Below are 10287 nucleotides of genomic sequence, written 5' to 3'. Positions count from 1 at the left end.
CTGCCCGCTGCCCGCTGCCCGCTGCCCGCTGCCCGCTGCCCGCTGCCCGCTGCCCGCTGCCCGCTGCCCGCTGCCCGCTGCCCGCTGCCCGCTGCGAAGAGCATGCACGGCCGCCCAGCGGCGTTGGGCCTCTTTGGCCACCTGGCATGAACGACCTTCGCGACCCACTCGCCCAGCACCGTGCCATCCGCGCCCCGGACCCCACGGACGCCATCCAGCACTCGGCGGAAGCGATCTCGCGCAGCCCAATCCCGGTGCATCCCGCCTAGGTGTCTCAACGTGCCTCAACGTGCCTCAACCACAGCGCGAGTGCGTTAACTGGCCGATGGAGCGACGCCGGAGGCGAGCTTCGGCGGGCAGACCGCGAAGCGATGCCGCGCTCGCACAGGCCCGGTCAGGCCCGAGCCGCCAGGCGAGAGCCGTGAGCCGGGACTTGGAAACATCGCCTAGACCGCCGACCAGCGCAGGCCACGTCCCATCCCCAACCTGTGGACAGCGGACATCCCCAACCTCGTCATCCTGTGGGTGACGAGTTATCCACCGACTGTCCCCAGTCCATAATGATCAGTCCCGCGCCGTGAGCCCTATCTGCCCAGGTCAGAAGGGGCGAGGCAAGTCCGTCCACAACCTGTGGATAACTCACCGCACAGTCGCCCACACCCCTGTGCGCAACCGTGTCCACACGTTATACGCAGCGTTATCCCCAGATTGACAAGCGCGCGGCCCCGTCCTCCACTGACAGAAAAGCGACACAGTTCGCGCTACCTCGGACATAGGTGACTCACATCACCATGCGGGACAATCGGCTGCCCCCATCGCCGGCCCCCGGGAACCGCCATGCCTCGCCGCGTCCTGTCCCTCGCCGCCCCCGTGCTCGCCGCCACCGCGCTCGCCGCCACCGCGACGGCCCTCGCCCCGAGCGCGGTCACCGCCGCCGCCCGCGCCGACGAGCCGGCCGTCAACTACGTCGCCCTCGGTGACTCCTACACCGCCGCGCCGCTGACGTCCCTCCTCCAGCCGGGCTCCCCCCTCGGCTGCATCCGCGGCGACCTCGACTACCCGAGCCTCATCGCCAAGACGCTCAAGCCCGCGTCGTTCAAGGACGTGAGCTGCAGCGGCGCGAAGACGCAGCACATGACGTCGCCGCAGTCGTTCTCCGTCGGCGACCCGAACCCGCCGCAGTTCGACGCCCTCAACGCCGACACCACGCTCGTCACCCTCACCATCGGCGGCAACGACATCGGCTTCAGCAAGGCCGTGAAGTGCTTCACGCTCAGCTACGGCGACCCCGACGGCTCCCCCTGCAAGGACTCCCTCACCGCCGACGGCACGGACCAGTTCGCGCAGAGCATCGCGAAGGCCGCCCCCGACGTCGGCCGCGCGCTCGCCGGTATCCACAGCCGCGCGCCCAAGGCGAAGGTCTTCCTGCTCACCTACCCGCTGATCCTCCCGGCGCAGGGCGACGGCTGCTTCCCCTGGGTGCCGATCGCGAAGGGCGACGTCCCGTACCTGCGTGGGGTGCAGACGCAGCTCAACACGATGCTCGCCGAGCAGGCCGCGCAGAACGGCGTCACCGTCGTCGACACGACCGAACCCGGCCACGACACCTGCCAGGCGGACCCGACCAAGCGCTGGATCGAGGGCATCCCCACCCAGTGGGCCGCGCCCGCGCACCCCAACCAGAACGGCGAGCGCGCGATGGCCGACCTGACGCTCGCGGCCTACCGCGCGGCGGCCGTCACGCCCGCGGACCGCTGACCGGGACCTGCGCGTTCGGCCGTCCCCGGTCCGCGAGCGGCACGATCATCATCGCGAAGTCGGACGCCGCGACGAGCGCGCCCCCGTCGTCGGTGACCTTGCACTCGACGGTGATGAGCTGCCGCCCGACCTTGAGGACCTCCGCGCGGGCGTGGACGGCCGCGCCCCGCGCCCGCGCGAGGTAGCGGACGTGCAGGTCCACCGTGACGAGCGTCTGCACGGTCGGGTCGAGGCCGCCGGCGCGCGCGGCGGCCGTCCCGGCGGCCTGGTCGATGAGCGTGGCGATGGCCCCGCCGTGCGGCGTCCCCGCGTGGTTGAGCGCGTCGTCGGTGACGGGCATCGTCACGACGGCGTAGCCCTCGCCGAGTTCGGTGATCTCCAGGTCGAGCATGGCGTTCAACGGCGACGCCTGGAACAGCGAGCGCATCGCATCGCGCTCCTCGTCCGGCAGCTCGGCGGCCCGTACAATCCCGACGTCGCCCACGCGAGTTCCCTCCGCCACGGCCCGCAGGCCACCCGACCCACGCGCGCATCCTACAAACGTCCCCGCGCGCCTCCCAGCCCCGGTTCGTCGCAGATCCCTGCTTCACTGCACGCATGGACCTGACGCGGATCTCGCCCGATGCCATCCACCAGGCCATCGCCGAATGCGACGAGCCGGGACGTCTTCCTCGAACGCTACGGATACAAGCCCGCCTACCGGTACCTGGTGGAGTTCGGCGGACGGCTGTACGACTCCAAGGCGATCGTCGGCGTCGCGTACCGGTACGTCGCCGGTCGCCCGCTGACGCCGGACGAGTTCTCCGGAGGCCGCGCGACCGTGGTCAAGACGCTCGCAAACCTTGGATTCACCGTTGTGGATAACCCGTCACCGCCTTTGCACAGGCTGATCGCGCTCGTCCAGGCGCTGCGCGTCCACCGGACCCCGGACGGCCCCGCGCTGCACCAGCCCATCGTGCTGCTGTGGGCGTTCGGACGGGCCGCGCGGCGGCGTCCCCGGCTCACCGCGTGGGAGGACGCGCGGCCGGAGCTGCGGCGCCTTCTGCTCGACCACGGCCGCCCGTCGTCGCGGGCCCAGCCCGAGTACCCGCTGCTCGCCCTCCACCGCGCGGGCCTGTGGGAGTTCACCGGGCACGACGGTCCCGTGCCGACCGCGCACGGCGAACCGGGCCGCTGGCTGGACCGGCAGAACCCGGACGGCGGCCTGCCCGTGTGGGTCGAGAACCTGGCGGCGTCCTCCCCGGTCGCCCGCGCGGCGGTCCTCGGCGAACTGGGCGACCGGTTCTTCGACGGCGACGTGCCCGGCGAACTGCTGCGCGACATCGGCTTGGAGGCTCCCGCGCCGCCGTCGCCGAGCACTGAGCCGAGCCCTGTGGACGAGTACGTGCGGATGTGCCTCGACATCGAGCGGGCCGAGGCACGCGGTGACCACGCCCGGACGGCCACGACGACGCGCGAGCAGCCCGTCCGATCGAGACGGTCCCGAGCGGCGGTCCTGATCCGGAGCGACGGACGCTGCGAGAGCCCCCGATGCGCGGGCCAGCCCGAGGCGTCACCGACGGCGGCGACCCGATCCTGGAGGTCGACCACGTCGTCGAGCGCGCGAAGTGGGGCCGCGACCACCCGGACTAGATGATCGTCCTCTGCCCGAACTGCCACGCGGTGAAGACGCGCGGCCGGACTCGGGCGGAACTGGCGGTCGTACTCGCGGAAGAGGCGCGGGCGCGGCATGCGAGTTGGGTGGCGCGGGGGCGCGGCGTGCGTTGACGTTCTGTCAGACGCGCGTGGCAGGGTACGGGCGTCGGGCAGGGAACCGCGCGCCGGAGGGTGTGAGACATGAGCACGGTCACTTCGCAGGACGGGACGACGATCTCCTACGACCGGTACGGCGACGGGCCCGCCGTCGTCTTCGTCGCGGGCGCGACGCAGTTCCGTGCGCTCGATCCGACCACCGCGCAGACCGCGCGGACGCTCGCGGGCGAGGGGTTCACGACCGTCGACTACGACCGGCGGGGCCGGGGCGGGTCCGGTGACACCGCGCCGTGGTCGCTGGACCGGGAGGTCGAGGACGTCGCCGCGCTGATCGACACCGTCGGCGGCTTCGCGACGCTCTACACCAGCTCGTCGGGCGCGGCGGTCGGCTTGGCGGCGGCCGCGGCGGGCGTCGGCGTGCGGGCGCTCGCGCTGTACGAGCCGCCGTTCTTCCAGGGCACCGACCAGGGCGACCACATCGCGACGCTGCGGAAACTCCTGGCCGAGGGCCGCGCCGAGGACGCGCTGCGCTACAACATGACCTCCGTGATCGGGGTGCCTCCCGAGGTGGTCGACGGCATGGCGCAACAGCCGTCGTGGCCGCTGATGGTCTCGGTGGCGCCGACGATCGTCTACGACCTCACGTCCGTCGCCGCGATCAACGACGACCCGGACTGGCGCGCCCGCTGGGCGAACGTCACCGTCCCCACCGTCGTCCTCTCAGGCGACCAGACCTTCCCCGGAATGCCGGAGGCCGCCGACGCGGTGGCGTCCGCCCTCCCCGCCGCAGCCCGCCGCGTCCTCCCCGGCCAGGGCCACGGCCCGACCACCGAGGCGATCGTCCCGGCCCTACTGGACTTCCTACGCCCCTGACCACCCACCGACCCCGCCCGCCTCACGCCATCCGGCGAGCAAACCGCGCCTACCCGCAGGACGGGACGGGCTTCCCGCACAACCCCCAGATCACTCCGCCCGGCCGTGCAGACGAGGGCGGTCAACAGACATCGGCGTGCCCACCAGCGTCATGCCATACGCTCCGCGCCCTCCACGACGTCCACGCGCAACCCGCCCAGCAACGGCACAGGACGCCCGAGACGAACATTGCGCTTCTGAACGCCAGAAAGCGGGGCGCAGGCACCGAGCGTTGCCCGGCGACCGACGCGGACACCGAACGCACGCAAGTGTGCGCGGTCTGAACGCAAGGGCGCGCGGATACGGGGCTGCGGACATGGGCGCGCGGCCACGAACAATTCCCCAGAACAGCGGCGACCACAGCGAACATCGTCTTTGTCGCGCAGCAGGCGATCGTCCCGCACGTACCAGTTGACGATCGTGGCCAGCGCCGCCCGACCCGAGTGCGAAGCCTGCAAGACCCTCAACCACCGGCCCCCAAGCCCTCAGGCCCCAAGGCCCTAAGGCAACGACGGAAGGGGAAACACGGCGAAGCCACAAGCGAACCGGAAAGCCGAAAAACGAGCATCAGCCGATGAGGCAGGGGAGAAGCCCGAGCGACCGAGCCCGCCGAGCACCCGAGCAAAGAGCAGCGAAGCCCAGGGCGCACAACAACGTGAGAGGCCAGCAGCGAGCATCAGCCGCAGCCGGGCGAATCCCTCACTCGGGCGCAGCCAACCGCGCCCCTACGAAACGGCGAAGCCGCGAGCGTGGGTTGAGGCGCGGAGGCCAACGGCGAGCACAGCCGCAGGCTGCGGGCGAAGCGCCCTAGCGGTCTCTGCCAACCGCGCACCAACGGCGGGAACGGCGATAGGGCAAAGCCGCGAGCGCGGGGTGAGGCGAAAGGTCGACGGCGAGCACCAGCCACAGACCGCAGGCAGAGCCCTTAGCAGCACCAACCAACTGCGCGCCCCCGACGAAAGCAACCAACGAAGCACGAATGCGGCGAAGCCACGGGCGCAGAGCGACCCGGGAGGTGGCAGCAAGCATCAGCCACAACCGGGGATGAAGCCCCAGAACGGCCCTAGCCAACCGCGCGCCCCGACGACACCAACGGAGGGGAGCGACGACGCAGCGAAGCCGCGAGCGCGGAACGAGGCGGGAGGTCGACGGCGGGCATCAGCCACAGGACGGGGGCGCAGCCCCCGAGCGGGCGCAGCCAACCGCGCCCCCGGACGAAACCAACGGCGGGAGCGCCGAAGCGGCGAAGCCGCAAGGGTGGGGCGAAGGGGAAAGCCGACAGCGGCGGCCAGCCGAAGGGGGTGCGGGGACGGAGCCCCCGCCCGAGGGTTCCAGAGGATCACCCGGGCAGAACGACGAAAAGCACCCAGGGATGCGCCGATGCGGCGAAGCCGCGAGCCCGGATCGAAAGGGGAAGGCGGCAGCGAGCACCGGCCACAAGCCAGCGGCGAAGCCGCAGACGTGGAGCGAAGCGGGAGGTCAACGGCGAGCAACAGCCACAGGACGGGGGCGACGCCCCCGAGCGTGCGCAGCCAACCCGCGCACCCGGAACGAAGCCAACGGCGGAAGCGCCGAAGCGGCGAAGCCGCGAGCGCGGGGCGAAGGGGAAGGGGGAAGCCGACAGCGGTGGCCAGCCGGAGGGGGGTGCGGGGGCGGAGCCCCCGCCCGGGGATTCCAGGGGGTCGCCCCCCTGGGCGAAACGACGAGGAGCACCCGGGGAAGCGGCAACGCCGCGACCAGGGTGCTCCCAGCTCCGAGTGGGCCTAGGTGGACTTGAACCACCGGCCTCATCCTTATCAGGGATGCGCTCTAACCGACTGAGCTATAGGCCCGTAACCTGCCGCCGCTCTCGGCGGCGCAACGAGAGGTTACCTCATCCGGTGAGGTAACCGGTAATCCGTTTCGGGAGCGGCGGCGGGGCGTTACTCGGCTTCTTTGAGGGTGACCTCGACGCCGCCGACGATGTCGGCGGCGAGGTTGTAGATGACGGACCCGACCGTGGACAGGGCGGTGATGAGCAGGACGTTCAGCGCGCCGATGAGGACGGTGTAGCCGAAGATCTTGGCGAAGGAGAACCAGCCTCCGGCGTCGACGCCGCCGCCGTTGTCGCTCTTGGTGACGTCGTTGATCGTGGAGCCGATGGCGTCGAAGACGCCGAGGCCCGCGAGGATCATGTAGAGGACGACGACGGCGACGAGCAGCACGACGAAGCAGACGAGCGACATCATGAAGCTGAACTTCATGACGGACCACGGTTCGAGCCGCGCGAGCTGGAGTTGCGCCTTGCGGGCGGGCTTCCCGCCGGTCGAGCCGGCCGGGCCGCTCCCGGGCTTGCCGGCGGCGGACGGCCCGGACGCGGCAGACGCGGACGACGGCCCACCCGGCACGGTGGACGCGCCGGATTCGACGGGCCGGTCCTTGAGGGCGGCCCCGGCGAAGCCGGGCATCCGGTTGGCGCCGGACGCGCGGCTGTCGGCCGATCCACCGAACGGCGCGGGCGGCGGGTCGTCCACGCGGACGGCGGGCTGCGGCCCGGTGCGGGCCGCCGACACCGAGCCGCCGGAGTCGACGGGCTTGGCCCAGTTCGGGGTGTCGTCGTCCACGGCCGCGTCGCGCGCGGGGCGCGGCGCGGGCGGCGCGGCGTCGGGCGTCAGGTCGGGCACGGCGAGGTCGATCGCGGTCTCGTCCACGGCGGGCGCGCTGTCGGCCTCGGAGGCGGACGACGGCGCGGACGACGTGGACGGCGACGGCTCGTCGCCCGGTTTCGGCCCCGGCTTGGCGGGCGGCTTCGCGGCCGCCTGCACGGTCGGCTTCGGCGCGGGCTTGGACGGCCCCGGCTTCCCGGCGCCCCGCCCCGTCCCGGCACCACCGGAACCGCCGGACCCCGTCCCGGACCCGTTGCGGGACCGGGAACCGGACCCGGAGGACCCCGTACGAGAAGCGCCCCCGTTCCGCTTGGCCGCCCCGGAGCGACCGCCCGCACCGCCGCCCTTCCCGGCGGGCGACGCGGGCTTGCGCGCCGCCCCCGGCCCGGGCTTGCCGCCGGACGGCTTCACCGGCTCGTTCTCGCCACCGGGCTGCGTGCTCACGTGTCCTCCTGGCCCTGCCGCAGGTCAGAGGCACTATTCACTGTCGGCCTCCTCGCCCTCGGCGTCCTCCGCGTCCACCATGGACTCTACGTTGCGCGCGATGGCGACGATGCTGCCTCCGTCGGCGAGACTCATCAGGCGCACGCCCATCGTCTGCCGACCGGACTGCTTGACCTCGGCCGCGCGGGTCCGGATGACGCCGCCGCTGGACGTCATCGCGAAGACCTCGTCGTCGGGCCGCACCATGAGCGCGCCGACCAGCCGGCCGCGCGTCTGCACGATCTTAGCCGTGAGCACGCCCTTGCCTCCCCGGCCCTGGCGCGGGTACTGGTCGATCGGGGTGCGCTTGGCGTAGCCGCCCTCGGTGGCGATGAGGACGTCGTGTTCGGCGTCCTGGACGACGAGCATGTTGAGGACCTCGTGCTCGGCGTCGAACCGCATCCCGATGACGCCGCTGGTGGCCCGGCCCATCGGCCGCAGCTCGTCGTCGGACGCGGGGAAGCGGATCGCCTGCGCGCCCGTCGAGACCATGATCAGGTCGTCGCTGCCGGAGACGAGCCGGGCCGCGATGACCTCGTCGTCGTCGAGCAGGTTGATCGCGATGATGCCGCCGCTGCGCGGGGAGTCGAAGTCCGCGAGGGCGGTCTTCTTGACGCGCCCGCGCTTGGTGGCGATCACCAGGTACGGCGCGACGCCGTAGTCGCGCAGGTCCATGACCTGGGCGATGTGCTCGTCCGGCTGGAAGGCGAGCAGGTTCGCGACGTGCTGGCCGCGCGAGTCCCGCCCGGCGTCCGGCAGTTCGTACGCCTTCGCCCGGTACACCCGGCCCTTGTTCGTGAAGAACAGAATCCAGTGGTGCGTGGTGGTGACGAAGAAGTGGTCGACGATGTCGTCCTGCTTGAGCTGCGCCCCGCGCACGCCCTTCCCGCCGCGCCGCTGCGCGCGGTACTGGTCGGTGCGGGTCCGCTTGGCGTAGCCGCCGCGCGTGATCGTGACGACGACGTCCTCCTCGGCGATGAGGTCCTCGTAGGACACGTCGCCGTCGAACGGGATGATCTCGGTGCGCCGCTCGTCGCCGTACTTCTCGACGATCGGGGCCAGCTCCTCGCCGACGATCGCCCGCTGCCGCTCGGGGGAGGCGAGGATGTCGTTGTAGTCGGCGATCTCGGCCATGAGCTTGTCGTACTCGTCGATGATCGCCTGGCGCTCCAGGGCGGCGAGCTTGCGGAGCTGCATGTCCAGGATGGCCTGCGCCTGGATCTCGTCGATCTCCAGCAGGCCCATCAGGCCCTGCTGGGCCTCCTGCGCGGACGGCGACCGGCGGATGAGCGCGATGACGTCGTCGATGCGGTCGAGCGCCTTGAGCAGGGCGCGCAGGATGTGAGCGCGCTCCTCGGCCTTGCGCAGCAGGTACCGGGTGCGCCGGACGACGACCTCGATCTGGTGCTGCACCCAGTGCCGGATGAACTGGTCCACACGCAGGGTGCGCGGCACGCCGTCCACCAGCGCGAGCATGTTCGCGCCGAACGTCTCCTGGAGCTGCGTGTGCTTGTAGAGGTTGTTGAGGACGACCTTGGCGACCGCGTCGCGCTTGAGGACGATGACGAGCCGCTGCCCGGTGCGGCCGGACGTCTCGTCGCGGACGTCCGCGATGCCGTCGAGCTTCCCGTCCTTGACCAGCTCCGCGATCTTCAGCGCGAGGTTGTCCGGGTTGACCTGGTACGGCAGCTCGGTGACGACCAGGCACGTCCGGTTCTGGATCTCCTCGACCTCGACCACCGCGCGCATGGTGATCGAGCCGCGCCCGGTGCGGTACGCGTCCTCGATGCCCTTGCGGCCGACGATCAGCCCGGCGGTGGGGAAGTCCGGGCCCTTGATCCGCTCGATCAGCGCCTCGAGCAGCTCCTCGTCGGACGCGCCGTAGTTCTGCAGGAACCACTGGACGCCGTCCGCGACCTCGCGCAGGTTGTGCGGCGGGATGTTCGTCGCCATCCCGACCGCGATGCCCGCCGAGCCGTTGATCAGCAGGTTCGGGTACCGCGACGGCAGGACGTCCGGCTCCGCGGAGCGGCCGTCGTAGTTCGGCGAGAAGTCGACGGTCTCCTTGTCGATGTCGCGCAGCAGCTCCATCGCCAGCGGCGCCATGCGGCACTCGGTGTACCGCATCGCGGCGGCCGGGTCGTTGCCGCGCGAGCCGAAGTTGCCGTTCCCGTCGACCAGCGGGTACCGCAGCGCCCACGGCTGCGCGAGCCGGACGAGCGCGTCGTAGATCGGGGAGTCGCCGTGGGGGTGGTAGTTGCCCATGACGTCGCCGACGACGCGGGCGCACTTGAAGTACCCGCGGTCGGGGCGGTAGCCGCCGTCGTACATCGCGTACATGACGCGGCGGTGGACCGGCTTGAGCCCGTCCCGGACGTCGGGCAGCGCCCGCGCGACGATCACCGACATCGCGTAGTCCAGGTAGCTCTTCTGCATCGAGACCTGGAGGTCGACCGGTTCGATCCGCTCGGCGGGGCCGCCGCCCTCGGTGGTCACGTCCGTCACTGTGCAAGACCTCGTTCGTGTCGTGGGAAAAGAAGAGTTCGGGGGCCAGCGCGCGGGCTAGCGTCTGTTTCAAAGTGCCTCAGCCACAGCGCGAGTGCGTTACCTGGCCGGGGAAGCGACGCCGGAGGCGAGCTTCCCCGGCCAGATCGCGAAGCGATGCCGCGCTCGCACAGGCCCGGTCAGGCCCGAGCCGCCAGGCGAGGGCCGTGGGCCGGGACGTTGAAAACACTGG

The 10287-nt window shown here is 71.6% G+C and carries 6 protein-coding genes and 1 tRNA gene; 3 read left to right on the top strand and 4 right to left on the bottom strand.

The window, feature by feature from the left end; all coding sequences use genetic code 11:
* Positions 1–837: 837 nt before the first annotated feature.
* Positions 838–1758 (top strand): SGNH/GDSL hydrolase family protein, encoded by a 921-nt coding sequence (locus G339_RS0124455; protein ID WP_019633693.1) that lies wholly within the window; start codon positions 838–840, stop codon positions 1756–1758.
* Here G339_RS0124455 and G339_RS0124450 read toward each other — a convergent pair.
* Positions 1739–2242: a PaaI family thioesterase gene (locus G339_RS0124450; RefSeq protein ID WP_019633692.1), complete on the bottom strand. Its 504-nt coding sequence runs from the start codon at positions 2240–2242 to the stop codon at positions 1739–1741. The genes G339_RS0124455 and G339_RS0124450 overlap by 20 nt on opposite strands.
* 138 nt (positions 2243–2380) lie before the next feature.
* Here G339_RS0124450 and G339_RS40035 point away from each other — a divergent pair, with 138 nt between their 5' ends.
* Both G339_RS40035 and G339_RS0124440 read left to right on the top strand, forming a co-directional pair.
* On the top strand, positions 2381–3394 hold the full coding sequence (locus G339_RS40035) for a phosphorothioated DNA-binding restriction endonuclease family protein (RefSeq protein WP_205625626.1): 1014 nt from the start codon (positions 2381–2383) through the stop codon (positions 3392–3394).
* A gap of 200 nt (positions 3395–3594) precedes the next feature.
* Positions 3595–4383: an alpha/beta fold hydrolase gene (locus G339_RS0124440; protein WP_019633691.1), complete on the top strand. Its 789-nt coding sequence runs from the start codon at positions 3595–3597 to the stop codon at positions 4381–4383.
* Between the two features lie 1797 nt (positions 4384–6180).
* On the opposite strand, the gene G339_RS0124435 is transcribed toward G339_RS0124440, so the two are convergent.
* The 3 genes from G339_RS0124435 to gyrA form a co-directional block, all read right to left on the bottom strand.
* Positions 6181–6254: transfer RNA gene (locus tag G339_RS0124435), tRNA-Ile, on the bottom strand.
* A gap of 90 nt (positions 6255–6344) precedes the next feature.
* Positions 6345–7511: a DUF3566 domain-containing protein gene (locus tag G339_RS40615; protein ID WP_240489885.1), complete on the bottom strand. Its 1167-nt coding sequence runs from the start codon at positions 7509–7511 to the stop codon at positions 6345–6347.
* A 33-nt stretch (positions 7512–7544) separates the two neighbouring features.
* A complete protein-coding gene (gene gyrA, locus G339_RS0124425) occupies positions 7545–10055 on the bottom strand; it encodes a DNA gyrase subunit A (protein WP_019633689.1) in 2511 nt (836 codons plus the stop codon).
* Positions 10056–10287 lie beyond the last annotated feature (232 nt).

Source organism: Actinomadura atramentaria DSM 43919 (assembly GCF_000381885.1).
Classification (GTDB): domain Bacteria; phylum Actinomycetota; class Actinomycetes; order Streptosporangiales; family Streptosporangiaceae; genus Spirillospora; species Spirillospora atramentaria.
The sequence above is the reverse complement of the archived record's forward strand: the minus strand, read 5'-3'. Positions and strand labels throughout refer to the sequence as shown.

Excerpts from the sequence above, each read along its gene's own strand:
- G339_RS0124440 (WP_019633691.1), top strand. The coding sequence starts at position 3,595 with ATGAGCACGGTCACTTCGCAGGACGGGACGACGATCTCCTACGACCGG.
- G339_RS40035 (WP_205625626.1), top strand. The coding sequence starts at position 2,381 with ATGCCATCCACCAGGCCATCGCCGAATGCGACGAGCCGGGACGTCTTC.
- G339_RS0124455 (WP_019633693.1), top strand. The coding sequence starts at position 838 with ATGCCTCGCCGCGTCCTGTCCCTCGCCGCCCCCGTGCTCGCCGCCACC.